An 18,256-nucleotide genomic window follows, 5' to 3' on the forward strand; every position below is an offset into this window, starting at 1 on the left:
AACTCGGGGGGAGCCGGGGGCTTGTGCCTGGTGGGAGGCCGTTGCGAGTTCGGGAGGGGGAACGGTCCCCGCGCCACCCGCAGTCCCCGTGCGTCCCACGGTCGGCTGCCCGCTGCCTGACGCGGCTGTTGCCGTCGGGTCGTCGGCTCGTCGGCTCGTCGGGCGGCGGCACGCTCGCGCAGGGCAAGCCACAGCATGGCGCCGGAGATGGGCTGGGCCAGTGCCGGTGATCCGAGAATCGATTGATCAACAGAGCGGTGGCCGCCGGCGCGTCCCACAACGCGGGCAGCACGGTCGCCAACTCGCCACCCGCGCCTCCCGGCGCCGCCGGCGCCCGCTGGAGCATCCGTCGGCGTTCGGATCCGCCCACCGCGTAGGCGCGGGCGGTCGGTTCGGCCGAGTCGATCTCCTGGGGCGCGGCCACATCGGCCACACGTCGGGCCCATTCGCCCACCAGTCGGTCCGCGGTCATGGGTCCCCCGATCCCACAGGGTCGTCGTCCGTCACCAGGTGACGGTGAACTTCCGGGTGCCGTCGCCCGTGGTGCCGCTCAGGGTCAGCGAGACATCACCGCTGCCGACGCTGCCCTCGAGCGGGGGTCCCCTCCCCCATGCTGAACACGAACGGCGAGTACATCCCGCAGTTCACCAGCGGCTTCGGCAGGAAGAGCAGATTGAGCGCGGCCCCCTGGCTGGTGGCCGCGTCGGTCAGCTTCCCGGAGATCCCGCCCGACCCGTCCGCGGAGAAGGACCAGTAGTCGATGGCGACCGGCTCACCGTCCGTGGTGTCCGTGCCGCGCTGAGCGGAGGTGACTGCGAAGGCCCCGTTGGCGCCCTGGTTGTCGGCCGCCCAGGACAGATGGAACGGGCTCCTCTCCCCATCCAGGGGATCGCCGATGATCAGCGTCCCGGGCAGGTCGTACGACGCCCGTGTGGCAGCGCAACCAGGGGGTGCGGCACCGGAGCGGAAGTCATCGGCCGATCGCGGACTTCGTATCCGTTCCGTGACCGGGTGAGCACAGCGTGGCTGGAGGCCGCGAAGGGCGGGGCGGCCAAAGGGGCGGTTGTACCGGTGGTGGGCGCGGCGACCGCGGCCCCGTACTCCCTGCTGGTCCCCGTCTTCGGCATGTCCTCGGCCTGGCTCCTCCAGGCCGAACGCATCACCCCGACCTCGGGCTGCGCGGCGGTCCTCTTGATCACCGGAACAGCGACGACGGCCCTGCGGCTGCAGGGAAGGCTGCCGGGAAGAACGAGCGGTGCGCCGGGTCCGCAGCCGGCCGACGTACCTGTCCCCGAGCCGGTCACGGAGGCCGCTCGGGTGCCGGGGGCGGAAGCCGGTCTCCCGGCGGTCCCGGGCCGCACGGGCAGATAGCCCAAAGCGGCCGGGGCGCCGGGGCGCCGACCGCTCCTGGGGCCTTCACGCCGCCTTCCGCCGCCGCTCCAGGCACCGTTTCCAAGCGCAGGAACGGGCCGGTCCTGGACGGCGCGTGCGCGGCGCGGCGTTATCCGGTGGCGGACTCGGGCGTCGGCGTGCCTATCCTTGCCCCTGTAATGGGTACCCCGCTTGTGAGAAGCTCCCTCGCCGACCTGCAGTCACGCCTGTCCGACCTGATGCTGCGCGACCAGCGCCGCCTTCAGCGCCGGATCGACGGCATACGCAAGATCCGTGACCCCGAGGGGCAGCGGGCCGCCGCCGCCAAGATCGCCGCCGCCGTGGACGAGGCCGAGCTGCGGCTCGAGCGGCGCCGGGCAGGCGTACCCGAGGTGAAGTACCCGCAGGCCCTGCCGGTCAGCCAGAAGAAGGACGAGATCCTCGCGGCCGTCCGCGACCACCAAGTCGTGATCGTCGCGGGCGAGACCGGCTCCGGCAAGACCACGCAGCTGCCGAAGATCTGCCTGGAACTCGGCCGCGGCGTCAGCGGCCTGATCGGCCACACCCAGCCCCGCCGCATCGCCGCCCGCACGGTCGCCGAGCGTGTCGCGGAGGAGCTCGGCACGCCGCTCGGCCGGGCCGTCGGCTGGAAGGTCCGCTTCACCGACCAGGTCGGGGACGACACCCTCGTCAAGGTCATGACCGACGGTATCCTCCTCGCCGAGCTCCAGAACGACCGCAACCTCAGCCAGTACGACACCCTGATCATCGATGAGGCGCACGAGCGCAGTCTCAACGTCGACTTCATCCTCGGCTACCTCAAGCAGCTCCTGCCCCGCCGCCCCGATCTGAAGGTCGTCATCACCTCGGCGACCATCGACCCGGAGCGCTTCTCCCGCCACTTCGACGACGCGCCCGTCATCGAGGTCTCCGGCCGCACCTACCCCGTCGAGGTCCGCTACCGGCCGCTGCTCGCCGAGGACGCCGACGAGGACGGGGACGGCGACGACGCCCGCGACCAGATCCAGGCGATCTGCGAAGCCGTGGACGAGCTGTGCGAGCAGGGCCCCGGCGACATCCTGGTCTTCCTCTCCGGTGAGCGGGAGATCCGCGACACCGCCGACGCGCTGAGCAAGCACGCTCCCCTACACGCCCGCGGCCGCAGCACCGAGATCCTCCCCCTGTACGCGCGGCTGTCCGCCGCCGAGCAGCACCGCGTCTTCCAGCGCCACACCGGGCGGCGCGTGGTGCTGGCCACCAACGTCGCCGAGACCTCGTTGACCGTCCCCGGCATCAAGTACGTGGTCGACCCCGGCACCGCCCGGATCTCCCGCTACAGCCACCGGCTCAAGGTGCAGCGGCTGCCCATCGAGGCGATCTCCCAGGCGAGCGCGAATCAGCGCAAGGGCCGCTGCGGCCGTGTCTCCGAGGGCATCTGCATCCGCCTGTACTCCGAGGAGGACTTCCTCGGACGCCCCGAGTTCACCGACCCGGAGATCCTGCGCACCAACCTGGCCTCCGTCATCCTCCAGATGACCGCGATCGGCCTCGGCGACATCGCGGCCTTCCCGTTCGTCGAGCCCCCGGACCGCCGCAATATCAAGGACGGCGTCCAGCTCCTCGAGGAGCTCGGCGCGATCGACCCCGAGCAGAAGGACGTCCGCAAGCGGCTGACCCCGCTGGGCCGCAACCTCGCCCAGCTGCCGGTCGACCCGCGGCTGGCCCGGATGGTCATCGAGGCCGAGAAGAACGGGTGCCTGCGCGAGGTCATGGTGATCGTCGCGGCGCTGTCGATCCAGGACCCGCGCGAGCGGCCCGCCGACAAACAGCAGGCGGCCGACGAGAAGCACCGCAGGTTCACCGCCGCCAGCGACGGCGAGAGCTCGGACTTCCTGGCCTACCTCAACCTCTGGCAGTACCTGCGCGAACAGCAGAAGGAGCTGTCCTCCAACCAGTTCCGCAAGCTGTGCAAGGCGGAGTTCCTCAACTTCCTCCGGGTGCGCGAGTGGCAGGACATCTACAGCCAGCTGCGCACCACGGCCAAGAACCTCGGCATGGCGCTCAACGACGCGGCGCCGCCCGACCCCCAGCGCATCCACCAGTCGCTGCTGGCCGGACTGCTCTCGCACATCGGGCTGATGGACCCGGACAAGCGCGAGTACATCGGGGCGCGGGGCGCGCGCTTCGCCGTCTTCCCGGGCTCGTCGCTGTTCAAGAAGCCCCCGCGCTGGGTGATGGCCGCGGAACTCGTGGAGACCTCCCGGCTGTGGGGCCGTATCGCCGCGCGCATCGAGCCCGAGTGGGCCGAGTCGCTCGGCCGGCACCTGATCAAGCGCAACTACAGCGAGCCGCACTGGGAGAAGGACCGCGGCGCCGTCATGGCGTTCGAGAAGGTGACGCTCTACGGGGTGCCGATCGTCGCCGCCAGGAAGGTCTCCTACGGGCGTGTCGACCCCGAGCTCTCCCGTGAGCTGTTCATCCGGCATGCCCTGGTGCAGGGCGAGTGGCGCACCCACCACAAGTTCTTCCATGAGAACCGGGCCCTGCTCGAGGAGGTGGAGGACCTCGAGCACCGGGCCCGCCGCCGCGACATCCTCGTGGACGACGAGACCCTCTTCGACTTCTACGACCAGCGCGTCGGCCGGGAGGTCGTCTCCGCCCGCCACTTCGACAGCTGGTGGAAGAAGACCCGGCACAGCGAGCCCGACCTGCTGAGCTTTGAGAAGTCGATGCTCATCAACGAGCAGGCGGGCGGCGTCTGCGAGGCCGACTACCCGGACTTCTGGCAGCAGGGCGAGCTGCGGCTGCGGTTGTCCTACCAGTTCGAGCCGGGCACCGAGGCGGACGGCGTCACCGTGCACATCCCGCTCCCGGTGCTCAACCAGGTGACGGGTGAGGGCTTCGACTGGCAGATCCCGGGGCTGCGCGAGGACCTGGCGACCGCGCTCATCCGCTCGCTGCCCAAGGCGATCCGGCGCAACTTCGTCCCCGCCCCCGACGTCGCCAGGGAGGCGCTGGCCCGCCTCGCCGTGCGCGAGGAGCCGCTGACCGAGGCGCTCGCCCGTGAGCTGCACCGGATACGCGGTGTGGTGATCCCTCCCGAGGCCTGGGATCTGGAACGGGTTCCGGACCATCTGCGGATCACCTTCCGCGTGGTCGACGGCAAGCACCACAAGGTGGCCGAGGACAAGGACCTGGGCGCGCTGAAGTTCAAGCTCAGACCGAAGACCCGGGCCGCGATGTCCGCGGCCGGGTCGGGCATCGAGCGCAAGGGGCTGACCACCTGGACGTTCGGCACCCTGCCGCGCACCTTCGAGGACAAGCGCGACGGGCACGCCGTCAAGGGCTACCCGGCGCTGGTGGACGAGGGCGAGACGGCGGCCATCAGGCTGTTCGAGACCGAGGAGGAACAGCAGCGGGCCATGTGGGCGGGCACCCGCCGCCTCCTGCTGCTCTGCGCCAACTCGCCGGTGAAGTCGATTCAGGGCCGGCTGGGCACCCAGGCGAAACTGGCCCTCAGCCACAGCCCGCACAACAGCACCGCGGACCTGTTCGACGACTGCGTCTCCTGCGCGGTCGACAAGCTGATGGACGACTTCGGCGGCCCCGCCTGGGACGAGGAGGGCTTCGCCAAGCTGCGTGACCATGTGCGGGCGGAGCTGTACGGCACGGCGGCCGACGCGGTGGTGAAGGTCGCCAACGTCCTCGCGGTCGCGCACCGCGTGGAGCGGCGGCTCAAGGGTTCTACCAGCCTGGCGCTCGTTCCGGCCCTCACCGACATCAAGGCGCAGCTGGAAGGGCTGGTTCACCGGGGCTTCGCCACGGGGGTGGGCCTGCGGCGGCTTCCGGACGTGCTGCGCTATCTCAAGGCCGTCGAGCACCGTTTGGAGCGGCTGCCGAACGCGCCCCAGCGCGACCGGGAGCTGATGCTCAAGGTCGAGCAGATGCGGCACGAGTACCAGCGGCTCGTGGACGCGCTGCCTTCCGGCACCCCGCCCGGACCGGAACTGGAGCGCATCCGCTGGATGATCGAGGAGCTGAGGGTCAGCTACTTCGCCCAGGGGCTCGGCACGCCGTACCCGGTCTCGGACAAGCGGATCGTCAAGGCGATCGACCAGCTGCCCGGTTGACACCCCGTATGGCGTGAGCGGCCGGTGGATCACCGGGCGTACAACGACGCACCCGGTGGTTCGAAGCACGGACGGCGGCACACCAAAGGGGGGCCCGGCGTGCGCGCGTTCTACCCATTCGCCGCCGTTTGTCACTATTACGCGGGCACCGCGTCACAAGCCTGGCACAGCAAGCGGCGTAGATCGATTCCGCTTCGTGGCAGCGGCAGGCTGGCTTTCCGACAGCGGCGGTCCCCCGCGCTTCGGTTGAAGGCGGCCCGGGCCGTCCTCGCGTCGCAGCCCCGCGACGGCAACCCCGGCCGTCTCTGCGGCGCCCGCTGGGAGGTGGATGAGATGACCGACCGGACCCTGTGGTCGTACGCCGAGATCGCCGCCCATATCCGGGTGCGCACCGACACGGTGCGCTCGTACAAGAAGCTCGGGCATCTGCCCGCGCCCGACCTGGTCGAGGGCGGAAAACCGTACTGGTACGCCGACACCATCCGGGTGTGGAGCGCCCGACGACCGGGCAACAGGGGCCGGAGCGATCCCGCCAGGTGACCCTCCGCCGACCTGGGGGTGTTTCGATGGCGAGGGGTGTCCGGGGTCAGGGGCTGTCGGCGGCGTGGAGGAGCCGCTCGGCCATGGCGTCGAACATCGCGCCGAAGACATAGGCGTCACCGCCGGGCCCCACCGGCTTGGCGCTGGTGACCCCGGTCTGCACCCCTTTGCCGGTGGCGGCGTCGAACCCGGTGTACCAGGGGCCGCCGCTGGCCCCCGGAGTGAAGTAGCAGGGCTTGACGTAGTGCTGCCGGGGATTGTTGACGTAGGGCGACGCCAGGGCCGCGCCCGAGCAGTACTGCACGGACTCGCCGTCGAAGGGCGGGTCGGCCGGGTAGCCGAGGACAACGGTCTCGCGGTGCGGGCTCGGTGTGAACGAGGCGGGGCGCGCCCCCACGACATCGGCGACATGGCCCCGGTCGGAGGCGGCGAGCCGGACGAAGGCGTAGTCCTCGTCGGGGTCCTCGTCCTCCATCCAGGCCGCCGAGACCGCCGCCCGCCTCGCCGGGAACTCCCCGTACGGGGCGCGGCCGCCCTCGTAGCCGGGGACGAAGACCATCCGCTCCGACCAGCCGCCGCTCTCGGCCAGATGGACGCAGTGCGCGGCGGTCGCGACGACGTCCTCGCTGCCGGACTCCACGACGGCGGCGGTGCAGGAGGCCGGCCGGCCGCCGGAGACCACGAGGAACAGCTGCCCGGTGGTCCTGACGGCCTGCTTGCCGCCCGGCCACGGCTTGCCGTCGGCATGGGGCGGAGGCGCGGCGGCACGGCCCGCCGCCGTGTACTCCTCCACCGGCCTGGCCGCACGCATCCTCTCCGGCGTCCAGTAGGCATGTGCCCGCCGCTGGGCCGACTCGGACTCCTCCGCCGAGTGCCGCACCACCCCCGCGGCGGGCTCTGCCGGTTGGGCCCCGGTCGGGATCGCGGCGGACAGCAGCGCACTGCCGACGGTGGTGGCGAGGAGCACGGCCCGGGTGGCGGAGAGGATCGTTCCCATGCCGGTGAACCTAGGCGCACCGCCCGTCAGCGGCCCGTCGGACTGGTGCACTTGGCGCAAGCCCTCGTCCCACCCCTATCAGGCACGGGTGCGGAGCCGCGCCGCAGCCGAGCGGCGCACGTCTCGCACGGTGAGCTTGCGGCGGGCCGCCCCGCCGGGAGCCCAGGTCCCCATCGGAGCTCCGGGCTGCCCGCCGCGCCCGGTCACGTGGTCCGGGCCAACTCGGGCTCGGGGGCGTCCACCTCCGGTGCCGCCGGAGGCGGTGCGCCGCCCTCGCTGATGCCGAATCTGTCGTGCAGCCGCCGCAGCGGCGCCGGTGCCCACCATGTGGCCCTGCCGGTCAGGCGCATCACCGCCGGGACCAGCAGACCCCGCACCACCATGGCGTCCATCAGCACGGCCAGCGCCACTCCGAGGCCGAGCATCTTGGTGTTGGCCACCCGTGATGTGCCGATCGCCACGAGGACGACGGCCAGGATCACGGCGGCCGCGGTTATCAGCCCTCCGGTGCGCTGCACTCCGAAGACCACCGCTCGCTCGTGGTCGCCGGTGTGCTCGTACTCCTCCTTGATCCGCGACAGGAGGAACACGCCGTAGTCCATGGACAGCCCGAAGGCCAGGCAGAACATCAGCACCGGCAGCGAGGTCTCGATGGTGCCCGTGGCGGTGAAGTCCAGCGGCCCCGACAGATGTCCCTCCTGGAAGACCCACACCACGGCGCCGAACATCGCCGTGAGGCTGAGCGCATTGAGCACGACCGCCTGGATGGGTATGAGCACACTGCCGGTGAGGAGGAAGACCAGTACCAGCGTCGTCACCGCGATCATCGCCAGGGCGTAGGGCAGCCGGTCGCCGATGGCCTGCTTGCTGTCGACGATGGTGGCCGCCGAACCCGTGACGGAGGTCTGGAAGGGCGCGTGCTCGGCACGCACGGCGTCCACCACCTTCTGCGTGGAGGTGTCGAACGCCTCCCCCTTCGGGAGCACGGTCAGATAGGCGGCGCCGCCGGATGCCCGCCCGGCGTCGCCCGGTCCCGGCTCACCCGCGCGGGTGCCCTGGACGAAGGTGCCCGCCGGGCTCTCCACGCGCAGCACATCGCGCAGCTCCGACAGCCTCTTGGCGTACTCCGGCATGCCCTTGCCGACCGCTCCCCGGGCGAGCACCTCGATGGCGTTGTCCGGGCTGCCGGGGAAGTCCTCGCGGATGTGCTGCTGGACGATGTGGGACTGCGCGGTGGAGGGAAGCTGGCGGTCGTCGGCGCTGCCGAACTGCACACCCAGGAAGGGCACTCCCAGCACCACCAGGCCGACGGTGGTGGCGATGGCGAACAGCGGGGCCCGGCGCATCACCGTGCGCGCCAGGCGGGCATAGCCCGTGCCCTGCTCGCGCTCGGGCCGGTCCTTGCGGCGCCCGCGCACCAGCTTGCGCAGGTCCCAGGCGTTGACCCGGTCGCCGAGCAGGTAGAGCAGGGCGGGCAGCAGGATCAGCGCCGCCGAGGCCGCGAGCAGCACCACGGCTATGCCCGCGTAGGCGAACGAGCGCAGGAAGTACTGCGGGAAGACCAGCATCGCGGCGAGCGAGACGGCGACCGTGAGGGCGGAGAAGAGAACCGTGCGCCCGGCCGTGCGCAGCGTGGCGGCCACGGCTTCGCGCGGGCCCGGCGCTCCCGGCAGCTCCTCGCGGAACCGCCGCACGATGAACAGGGCGTAGTCGATGGCGAGGCCCAGACCCAGGGCGGTGGTGAGATTCTGCGCGAAGACTGAGACATCGGTGAAGGTGGTCAGCCCGCGCAGGATGGCATTGGTGCCCAGGATGGCGACGATGCCGACGCCGAGGGGCAGCAGGGCGGCGACGGCGCTGCCGAAGACCATCACCAGGAGCACCAGGGTGATCGGCAGGGCTATGGCCTCGGCGGCCACCAGGTCGTCCTGGATGGTCTGCTGCATCTCATGGCGCACGGCGGTGATACCGCCGAAGGAGACATCGAGTCTGCCGTGCTTGCCCTCGTAGGTGTGCTGGATGCGCTCCAGGACCTTGCCCGCCTCGTTGTCATCCCCCTCGACGCGGGCGGCGATCAGTGCCTGGCCGCCGTCCTTGGCGCGCAGAGCGGGCGCCTTGGTGTCCCAGTAGGAGGTGACGCCGACGACGGACTTCTCCGTGGCGAGCCGGTGCGCCAGTTCCTTGCCCTCGCCCGCCGCTGCCGGGGAGTCCGCTCCCCCGTCGGCTCGGACGAGCAGGACGACATTGGGCCGGGCGGAGGGGAACAGCTTGTCGAGCTCGGCCGACGCGTACGCCGACTCGGAGTCGGGGGCCTCCCAGCCGCCGCTCTTCATGTGATCGGCGACTCCGCTGCCCGCGACGACGGCGAAGACGACGAACAGCAGCGCCAGCAACAGGCTCAGCCGCGGTTTGGCGGTGGCCGCACGGCTCCACCCGCGGATCGGCTCGGGGACCGGCCTCTCGACCGCCTCCGGGACCGGTCGGCGGCGGTCCGCGCCACCGTCCCCGTCACGGTCGTGGTTGACATCGGGCATCGTTCGGTGTCCCCTCCCCGTTGGAACCTGTGACGGTTGCCGGTCGGTCTGTCGCGCTGGTCAGCGCTTCAGGGCAGGCGTCATCGGTTCGCCGTTGCCATAGACTGGCAAACACGAGCTGCCGCTCGCATTTCCCAAGAATGCGAGCGGGCGCTCGCGTTTGTCAACAGTGATCCGGCAGGTTGGGGATACGCGTGAGCGAAGCACGGTCGGGCGGCGACAAACCACGCCGTCGGCAGGCCCGGGGTGAGCGGCGGATCGCACAGCTCCTCGACGCCGCGGCGAATGTGTTCTGCAGCGTCGGGTACCGGGCGGCCAGCACCAACGCCATCGCCCGCGAGGCCGGGGTCTCCCCCGGCACGCTGTACCAGTTCTTTCCCAACAAGGAGGCGATCGGCGACGCTCTCTCGCAGCGCCTGGTGATCGAGATGCGCAATGTGCACGGCACCGCGCTCTCGCTCGACCACTCAGCTCTGGGCCTGCGCGAACTGCTCGACCGGGTGATCGATCCGCTCGTCGACTTCAACCTGGAGAACCCGGTCTGCTTCGCCCTCTTCCACGGTCCTGACATGCCGCAGCGCTTCGACGAGGAGCACGACCTGCTCGAGAAGGCGATCCTCGACCAGGTGAAGACGATATTCGCCGGCCGCGCGCCGCAACTGGAGCGGAGCGCACTCGACCGGACCGCCGACATCTGCTGGCACACCTTCAAGGGCGTGCTCCAGGCGATGTTCGAGAAGGAGGACGAGGCGGAGCGGCACGCACTGGTCCCGGAGCTGAAGAAGCTGCTGTACGGCTATCTGGAGCCCATCATGGGTGAGGACGCCCCCGCACTGCGCCCGCAAGCGGTGCGCGGCACGGCGGGCCGGGCCTGACGGACCCGGCGACCGGGCCGACGTCCTCGGACACGCCCGGACACGCCCGGCGCCATCAGAGCGGCCCGTCAGCGCCCTCGTCCCCTCAGCGACCTCGTCCCGTCAGCGTCCTCATCCCGTCAGCGTCCTCATCCTGTCAGCGCCCTCGTCCCGTCACGACGCCCGGCCCGTCCTCGCCGAGGGCCCGGCCTCGGGCCGAGGTTCGGGCCCAGATCCAGATCCAGATCCAGATCCAGATATGGATACAGAGCCAGAGCCAGAGCCAGAGCCGGGCCCACCGGGCGAGGGCGTGGAAGGCACAACGGCGGGACCCACCGGCCCCGGTCTGGCCGGCGGCCCCAGGGCCGCGGGGACCGTGGGCAGACGGTGATCGCCGACCGCCACCGGCCGTTTGCGGTCGCGGCGCCTGGCCGCCCACTGGGCGACCGCGCCGATCGTGGCCACGGCGGCGGAGACGCCGATGCCGAGTCCGACGGCGTAGAAGGAGTTCGAGGTCACCCGGCCGCCGAAGTAGCCCAGGCCCACGGAGTAACTCGCCCAGACGCCCTCGGCGATGAGCGCCCCGAACAGATACCGGCGGGCGGGGAAGCGGATGACGCCCGCGGCGAGGCCGCCGAAGACACGGCCGCTGGGCAGGAATCGCATACCGATGACGAACGGGACGCCATGCCGCTCTATCCGCAGGGCCGCCCATTCCATCAGTGCCCGGCGGCGCGGCCGGCGGTAGACACGGCTGAGCACGCTGTTGCTCATGGCGGCGCCGCCGCGGTGGATCAGCATGTCGCCGAGGACCGCGCTCATGGCGACCACGGCGAGTACGGCGAGGATGTTGAGATCTCCGCGAGCGGCCAGGACGCCGCCGGTGACCAGGATCGCGGAGTTGGGTATCAGCGGGGGCGCCGTGGTGACGCCGAGGATGCCGTACGCCAGAAGAGCGTTGCCGCCGAGGTGGGTCGCCAACGGCTCGGTGAAGTCGAACGCCGACAGCTCGGACAGCGTCGAGAGCCAGCCCACGCCCGCCTCCTTCCGCCCCTGCGGTCCCGTGTCTCCCCCGGACCTCCGCCACGCCGCTGAGGTCACGCTGTCAGGTGAAAAATCAGCACGTCAATCGCATTACGGCCGAGCGGGGGGCGTCGGGGGACATCCCCTACTGGGGGATGACACCGAAGACCTCCCATGGAGGTATGCCATCAAGAACACCTAAGACGCCGGTCGCATTCCGCTGGAACGGCACCCACGGCCGCGAAGATCGGCGCGCCGAGCCGGCATCCTCCGACGGACATACCCCCCAGGGGTATAGAGTGAGGGGGTATCCGTACAACCGGACAGTCATAACCTGCCATCGCCGGACATTCGCACGAGACACTCGCACGAGACATTCGGAGGACCCATGAACAGCTCCACCGCCGCCACCGGGACCCACACGGCCGTCTACTCCGTCTCCGGCATGACCTGCGGACACTGCGAGAAGGCGGTCGGCGAGGAGATCGCCGCCCTGCCCGCGGTGACCTCCGTCGAGGCCGACGCCAAGAGCGGAAGGGTGACGGTGACCGCCACCGCACCCCTGGACGAGGACGCCGTCCGCGCCGCCGTCGACGAGGCCGGTTATGAGTTGGTCGGACGCGCCTGAGCTCCGGTTCCGGACACGCGGGGCGAAAAACGCTCAGGCCCGCAGATGCCCGGGCCGGGACACGCTCGGACACGCTCAGGGCGCAGACGCAGGCCCGCAGACGCAGGCCCGGACGCATCCGGGCCCCGTCGCGTTCAAGCCCGGACACGCTCGGGCAGGCGGCATCACCGCCCGAGCAGTTCGCCGCCGTTGCAGTTGAGGATCTCACCGGTGATGAAGCCCGCGTCCGGCGAGGCGAGGAAGAACACGGCCGCCGCCACGTCCGCGGGACGGCCGACCCGCCCGACGAGGGTGCGCCCCGCGCGGCGGGTCAGCTCGGCGTCGTCGAGCCGGTCCCCCCAAAAGCCCGTGCCCTCGATCGTTCCGGGCGCCACCACGTTCGCGGTCACCCCGCGGGAGCCGAGCTGGGCGGCCAGGGAGTGGTTCCAGGCGTGCAGGGCGGACTTGGAGGCCCCGTAGGAGTCCCCGCCGCGCAGCGCCGCCACCGAGGAGACGGTGACGACACGGCCCCGCTCGGGGGTGAGCCGGTCGCGGACGGAGTCGGTGAGCAGGACGGCGGTCAGCACATTGCGCTCGAAGTCGCCGCGCCAGCGGGCCAGCACGGCGTGCGGCCCCCCGCTGAGGACGGGCTCGCGGCTGCCGGCGCTGTTGACCAGGACATCGATCGTCCGGGGCAGCGAGGCGAGGGAGGCCTCCACCGCGTCCGGGTCGGCGAGGTCGCACACGACGGGGACCACATCGGGACCACCGGGCGCCCTCAGCTCCTCGGCCGTGGCCCGGAGCACGTCACGGCGGCGGCCGACGATGACCACCCGGTCACCCGCCTCGGCGAACTTCCGAGCGACCGCGCGCCCGATGCCCGTGCCTCCGCCCGCCACCACGACGCTGCGGCCAGCCGCCTCGCTCATCGCACCTCGCACGCTCTTCGTACAATCAACACCCATGCCGGACAACGCCGTTCGCGCCCGGGGGCAGACCACGCTACGCGATACGAATCCGCTGCTCGCACGGGCCCCGACCGACAACATAAGAGACGCAGATCACACCTCTCGGAACGTAACCCCTCGGCCGGTACGGTGGTCTTAGCAGGTGCAGGCACGCCGCGCGCCCGGCGCCGACGGCACCGCCTGCCACCGGAACCCCGGCGGATCCGGTGAGGTGGCGTGGACTGTCTTGGGGGACGGTCCACACTCGCAAACGCCGGGGCGGAGTGACCAGGGAGCTTGAGCGGCCCTCCTGGAAGGCTCCCGTCCCGGCGACGCGGAGGAGGGCCGCTGGTCCTCGGAAACGCCCGGCACGGACCCGTGGGGGGATCCGTATCCGGGGCTTGAAAGCGCCCCGCACCGGACCCGTGGGGGGATCCGGTGCGGGGCGCCTCGTTTGTACGGCTGTTCCGTTACCGCTGTTCCGTTACCGCTGTTCCGTTAAGGCTGTTCCGTTAAGGCTGTGCGGCGGTCAGCGGGCCTCGACGGGAACGTATTCCCGCAGTTCGACGCCGGTGTAGACCTGGCGCGGACGGCCGATACGGCTGCCGGGCTCCTTGATCATCTCGTGCCAGTGGGCGATCCAGCCGGGCAGGCGGCCGAGCGCGAACAGCACCGTGAACATCGTGGTCGGGAAGCCCATGGCCCGGTAGATCAGGCCGGTGTAGAAGTCCACGTTCGGGTAGAGCTTGCGCTCGACGAAGTAGCTGTCGGCCAGCGCGTGCTCCTCGAGCTTGAGCGCGATGTCCAGCAGTTCGTCGGACTTGCCCAGCGCCGAGAGGACATCGTGCGCGGCGGCCTTGATGATCTGCGCACGCGGGTCGAAGCTCTTGTAGACGCGGTGGCCGAAGCCCATGAGCTTGACGCCGTCCTCCTTGTCCTTCACCTTGCGGATGAAGGAGTCGACGTCGCCGCCGTCGCGCTTGATGCCCTCGAGCATCTCCAGCACCGCCTGGTTGGCGCCGCCGTGCAGCGGGCCCCACAGCGCGTTGATACCGGCGGAGATGGACGCGAACAGGTTGGCCTGGCTGGAGCCGACGAGGCGGACGGTGGAGGTCGAGCAGTTCTGCTCGTGGTCCGCGTGCAGGATGAGGAGCTTGTCCAGCGCGTTGACCACGACCGGGTCGAGTTCGTAGTCCTGGGCCGGCACGGAGAACGTCATCCGGAGGAAGTTCTCGACGTAGCCGAGGTCGTTGCGGGGGTAGACGATCGGGTGGCCCATGGCCTTCTTGTAGGCGTACGCGGCGATCGTCGGAAGCTTGGCGAGAAGGCGCACCGTGGAGATGTGCCGCTGCTCCTCGGAGAACGGGTTGTGGCTGTCCTGGTAGAAGGTGGACAGGGCGCTCACCACGGAGGAGAGCATCGCCATCGGGTGCGCGTCGCGCGGGAACCCGTCGTAGAAACGTTTGACGTCCTCGTGCAGAAGGGTGTGCTGGGTGATCTCGTTCTGGAAGACCGCCAGCTCGTCCACCGTGGGCAGTTCGCCGTTGATCAGCAGGTAGGCCGTCTCCAGGAAGCTGCCGCGCTCGGCGACCTGCTCGATCGGGTAGCCCCGGTAGCGCAGTATGCCCTGTTCGCCGTCGAGGTAGGTGATGGCGGACTTGTAGGCCGCGGTATTACCGAAGCCGCTGTCCAGCGTGACCAGACCGGTGTCCGCCCGGAGCCTGCCGATGTCGAAGCCCTTGTCACCGACCGTGCTCCCGACCACCGGATAGCTCTGCTCGCTGTCCCCGTACCGCAGTACTACAGAGTTGTCGCTCACGTCATCCCTCACCGACGATTTGCCTCTTCTTCGAGGTGCCCTGACTGCTTACTACCTTCCCCCATTTGGCGCCGAAGCGTGCACCCGGGGTCGCCGGAGGGGCCTTACGATGGCACCCAGTGCCCCCGAGGCCGTGCACGGCCGAGCCATTCACCGGACCTGGACCGCACGGGCCGCGCAGAGCCGGTGATCCAATGCCGTACAGCGTCTACCTGCGGATACCGTCCTGACGGCCTGGCCGAGGGCCTTGCGCGATCCCACGAGCACTACCAGACGTTTCGCCCGTGTTACAGCGGTATACAGCAGATTCCGCTGAAGCATCATCCACGCTCCCGTCGTGATCGGAATCACTACTGCCGGATACTCGCTGCCCTGCGAGCGGTGGATCGTCACGGCATAGGCGTGCGCCAGCTCGTCCAGCTCATCGAAGTCGTACGGCACCTCCTCGTCCTCGTCCGTGCGCACGGTGAGCCGCTGGTTCTCCGTGTCGAGCGCGGTGACGACGCCCACCGTCCCGTTGAAGACGCCGTTCTCGCCCTTCTCGTAGTTGTTGCGGATCTGGGTGACCTTGTCGCCGACCCGGAAGGTCCGGCCGCCGAAGCGCCGCTCCGGCAGGTCCGGCCGGGCAGGCGTGACCGCCTGCTGCAACAGCCCGTTCAACGCGCCGGCACCCGCCGGGCCCCGGTGCATGGGCGTGAGCACCTGCACATCGCGGCGCGGGTCGAGCCCGAACTTCGCCGGAACCCTGCGTGCCGCTACATCCACGGTAAGCCGACCGGCCTCCTCGGTGTCGTCCTCGACGAAGAGGAAGAAGTCCCGCATGCCGTCGGTGACCGGCTGGAGCCCGGCATTGATGCGGTGGGCGTTGGTCACCACCCCCGACTGCTGGGCCTGTCGGAAGATCTTGGTGAGACGCACGGAGGGCACCGGGCTGCCCTCGGCGAGCAGGTCGCGCAGCACCTCCCCAGCCCCCACGCTCGGCAGCTGGTCGACATCGCCCACGAAGAGCAGGTGGGCCCCCGGCGGCACGGCCTTCACCAGCTTGTTCGCCAGGAGGAGGTCCAGCATGGACGCCTCGTCCACGACGACCAGATCGGCGTCCAGCGGCCGATCCCGGTCGTAGGCGGCGTCCCCGCCCGGCCGCAGCTCCAGGAGGCGGTGGACCGTGGAGGCCTCGCAGCCGGTGAGCTCGGCCAGCCGCTTGGCGGCCCGGCCGGTGGGCGCGGCGAGCAGCACCTTGGCCTTCTTGGCACGGGCCAGGGTGATTACGGAGCGGACGGTGAACGACTTCCCGCAGCCGGGTCCTCCGGTGAGCACGGCGGCCTTCTCCGTCAGCGCCAGCCGGACCGCCGCCTCCTGCTCCGGGGCCAGATCCGCCCCGGTCTGCTCCCGCAGCCAGGCCAGCGCCCTGTCCCAGTCCACGTCGGCGAAGCCCGGCATCCGGTCCTTCTCGGCGTGCAGCAACCGCTGGAGCTGGGCCGCGAGCGAGATCTCGGCGCGGTGGAACGGGACCAGGTACACCGCCTTGACCGGCTGCCCGTCGTGATCGGGGACGTCCTCGCGGACCACGCCCTCCTCGGCGACCAGCTCGGCCAGGCACTCGATGACGAGCCCGGTGTCCACCTGGAGGAGCTTGACCGAGTCGGCGATCAGCTTCTCCTCGGGCAGATAGCAGTGCCCGCTGTCGGTGGACTGCGACAGCGCGTACTGCAGTCCCGCCTTCACCCGCTGAGGGCTGTCGTGGGGTATGCCGACGGCCTGGGCGATCTTGTCCGCCGTGAGGAAGCCGATGCCCCACACATCGGCGGCCAGGCGGTACGGCTCGTCCTTCACCACCGAGACCGATGAGTCGCCGTACTTCTTGTAGACACGAACGGCGAGGGAGGTGGAGACCCCCACGCCCTGGAGGAAGACCATCACCTCCTTGATCGCCTTCTGCTCCTCCCACGCGGCGGCGATCATCTTCGTCCGCTTCGGGCCCAGGCCCGGCACCTCGATCAGGCGCTTCGGCCGCTGCTCGATGACGTCGAGCGTCTCGGTGCCGAAGTGGGCGACGATCCGCTCGGCGATCACCGGGCCGATGCCCTTGATCAGCCCCGAGCCCAGATAGCGCCTGATGCCCTGCACCGTCGCGGGGAGCATCGTCTCGTAGTGCTCGACGGCGAACTGTTTGCCGTACTGCGGGTGCGAGCCCCACCGGCCGTGCATCTTCAGGGACTCGCCGGGCTGGGCTCCGAGCAGCGCCCCGACGACCGTCAGCAGGTTGTCCGCGCCGCGGCCGGTGTCCACGCGGGCGACGGTGTAGCCGGTCTCCTCATTCGCATACGTGATCCGCTCGAGCACGCCCTCGACGACGGCGAAGCGGGGCCCCGCGCCGGTGTCCGCGGCCCCGCGCGGCTGCCCAGCCCCCATGGCCGCGCCCCCTGTCCTCCGTGGAAAGTCCGAGTGGGGACCGACGTTACCGCCGAGGGCGGACAGCACGTCAGGCCCTGTGGAAAACCCCTTCCGGGTCGGAGCCTCGGGAGCCCGCGGATGCCCCGCGGTCCCTTCACGCACGGGCGCTGCGGACAGCGCGCCTAAGAAGCTGAGTGATCCCCTTCCCAGGCCCTGACGGCAGGTCTAGATTCCCCGCATGAAGCTAGCGTTCTCCACGCTCGGCGTCCCCGGACTCGCCCTGGACGCGGTGTTGAAGCTCGCCAACGACAACGGGTTCCAGGGCGTCGAGCTGCGCGCCAGGGAAGGGGAGCCGGTCACCGCGGCCCTCGACGCGTCCGAACGGGCGAAGGTGGTCGAGCAGTTCGCCGCCGCCGAGCTCGTTCCCCTGACCATCGCCGCCTACAGCCGAGTGGCCGCTCCGGGGGACGACGAGCCGGTGCTGGAGGACGTTCGCGCGCACGTACGGCTGGCGGCGGACCTCGGCGCCTCCTACGTCCGGGTATTCCCCGGCGGCGGCGAGCTTCTGCGCGAGCAGGCCGACAACAACGCCGCCCGCCGCCTCGCCGCGGTGGCGCCGTTCGCCGCCGAGCACGGGGTGCGCGTGCTCCTGGAGACCCATGACTCGCACAGCCGCGCCGCCGACGCGGCCCGGGTGCTGGCGAGGGTCGGCTACGAGGGCGCCGGCATCATCTGGGACCTGATGCACACCTGGCGCGGCGGCGAGCAGCCCGCGGACTCCTTCGCGGCCTGCGCCCCGTACCTCGGCTATGTGCAGGTCAAGGACATCGCCAGCTACGAGGACACCACCCCGCTCGCGCTCGGCGACGGGGTGCTGCCGATCGGCGAGTGCGTGGACGCGCTGGCCTCGGGCGGCTACCAGGGCTGGCTGTGCTGGGAGTACGAGGCCGCCTGGTATCCGCACGCGGCCCCGTACCCGCCGCTGCTCGGCGAGGCGGCCCAGTACCTGCGCGAACTCACCATGTGAGGCCCCCGGGGCG

13 protein-coding genes are annotated in these 18,256 nt (G+C 70.7%); 7 read left to right on the forward strand and 6 right to left on the reverse strand.

The genetic code is table 11. The features are described 5' to 3' along the window. The first annotated feature begins 610 nt into the window (after positions 1–610). The 4 genes from IEY86_RS14965 (at position 611) to IEY86_RS14980 (ending at position 6,041) form a co-directional block, all read left to right on the forward strand. Positions 611–757 carry a hypothetical protein gene (locus tag IEY86_RS14965; RefSeq protein WP_189132177.1) on the forward strand — a complete coding sequence of 49 codons (147 nt, stop codon included), beginning with the start codon at positions 611–613 and terminating at the stop codon, positions 755–757. Between the two features lie 254 nt (positions 758–1,011). Continuing rightward, a complete protein-coding gene (locus tag IEY86_RS14970) occupies positions 1,012–1,371 on the forward strand; it encodes a hypothetical protein (protein ID WP_189132178.1) in 360 nt (119 codons plus the stop codon). Between the two features lie 179 nt (positions 1,372–1,550). Then, the gene (hrpA, locus tag IEY86_RS14975; protein WP_189132179.1) at positions 1,551–5,501 is read left to right on the forward strand and encodes an ATP-dependent RNA helicase HrpA; all 3,951 of its coding nucleotides are present in this window, start codon (positions 1,551–1,553) and stop codon (positions 5,499–5,501) included. Positions 5,502–5,834: 333 nt separating this feature from the next. Beyond that, positions 5,835–6,041: a MarR family transcriptional regulator gene (locus IEY86_RS14980; RefSeq protein WP_189132180.1), complete on the forward strand. Its 207-nt coding sequence runs from the start codon at positions 5,835–5,837 to the stop codon at positions 6,039–6,041. 46 nt (positions 6,042–6,087) lie between these two features. On the opposite strand, the gene IEY86_RS14985 is transcribed toward IEY86_RS14980, so the two are convergent. Together IEY86_RS14985 and IEY86_RS14990 are read right to left on the reverse strand one after the other, a co-directional pair. Beyond that, positions 6,088–7,038, reverse strand: coding sequence for a trypsin-like serine peptidase (locus IEY86_RS14985; RefSeq protein WP_189132181.1), 951 nt, complete (start codon positions 7,036–7,038; stop codon positions 6,088–6,090). Positions 7,039–7,241: 203 nt separating this feature from the next. Next, a complete protein-coding gene (locus IEY86_RS14990) occupies positions 7,242–9,572 on the reverse strand; it encodes an MMPL family transporter (protein ID WP_189132182.1) in 2,331 nt (776 codons plus the stop codon). A gap of 194 nt (positions 9,573–9,766) precedes the next feature. Here IEY86_RS14990 and IEY86_RS14995 point away from each other — a divergent pair, with 194 nt between their 5' ends. Beyond that, a complete protein-coding gene (locus IEY86_RS14995) occupies positions 9,767–10,447 on the forward strand; it encodes a TetR/AcrR family transcriptional regulator (protein ID WP_189132183.1) in 681 nt (226 codons plus the stop codon). Positions 10,448–10,600: 153 nt separating this feature from the next. On the opposite strand, the gene IEY86_RS15000 is transcribed toward IEY86_RS14995, so the two are convergent. Beyond that, positions 10,601–11,461: a DedA family protein gene (locus IEY86_RS15000; protein WP_229698444.1), complete on the reverse strand. Its 861-nt coding sequence runs from the start codon at positions 11,459–11,461 to the stop codon at positions 10,601–10,603. Positions 11,462–11,837: 376 nt separating this feature from the next. On the opposite strand from IEY86_RS15000, the gene IEY86_RS15005 reads away from it, so the two are divergent. Continuing rightward, positions 11,838–12,077: a heavy-metal-associated domain-containing protein gene (locus IEY86_RS15005; RefSeq protein WP_189132184.1), complete on the forward strand. Its 240-nt coding sequence runs from the start codon at positions 11,838–11,840 to the stop codon at positions 12,075–12,077. 164 nt (positions 12,078–12,241) lie between these two features. Here IEY86_RS15005 and IEY86_RS15010 read toward each other — a convergent pair whose 3' ends face one another. From IEY86_RS15010 to recD2, 3 genes are all read right to left on the reverse strand, one after another. After that, entirely contained in the window at positions 12,242–12,985 is a 744-nt protein-coding gene (locus tag IEY86_RS15010; protein ID WP_189132185.1) for an SDR family NAD(P)-dependent oxidoreductase, read from the reverse strand. Between the two features lie 547 nt (positions 12,986–13,532). Beyond that, positions 13,533–14,822: a citrate synthase gene (locus tag IEY86_RS15015; RefSeq protein WP_189132186.1), complete on the reverse strand. Its 1,290-nt coding sequence runs from the start codon at positions 14,820–14,822 to the stop codon at positions 13,533–13,535. Between the two features lie 150 nt (positions 14,823–14,972). Further along, positions 14,973–17,234, reverse strand: coding sequence for an SF1B family DNA helicase RecD2 (recD2, locus tag IEY86_RS15020; protein ID WP_189132187.1), 2,262 nt, complete (start codon positions 17,232–17,234; stop codon positions 14,973–14,975). A 220-nt stretch (positions 17,235–17,454) separates the two neighbouring features. Between recD2 and IEY86_RS15025 the strand changes: the two genes are divergently transcribed. Next, positions 17,455–18,243, forward strand: coding sequence for a sugar phosphate isomerase/epimerase family protein (locus tag IEY86_RS15025; protein WP_189132188.1), 789 nt, complete (start codon positions 17,455–17,457; stop codon positions 18,241–18,243). Positions 18,244–18,256: the final 13 nt, after the last annotated feature.

Source organism: Wenjunlia tyrosinilytica (assembly GCF_014646055.1).
GTDB lineage: Bacteria > Actinomycetota > Actinomycetes > Streptomycetales > Streptomycetaceae > Wenjunlia > Wenjunlia tyrosinilytica.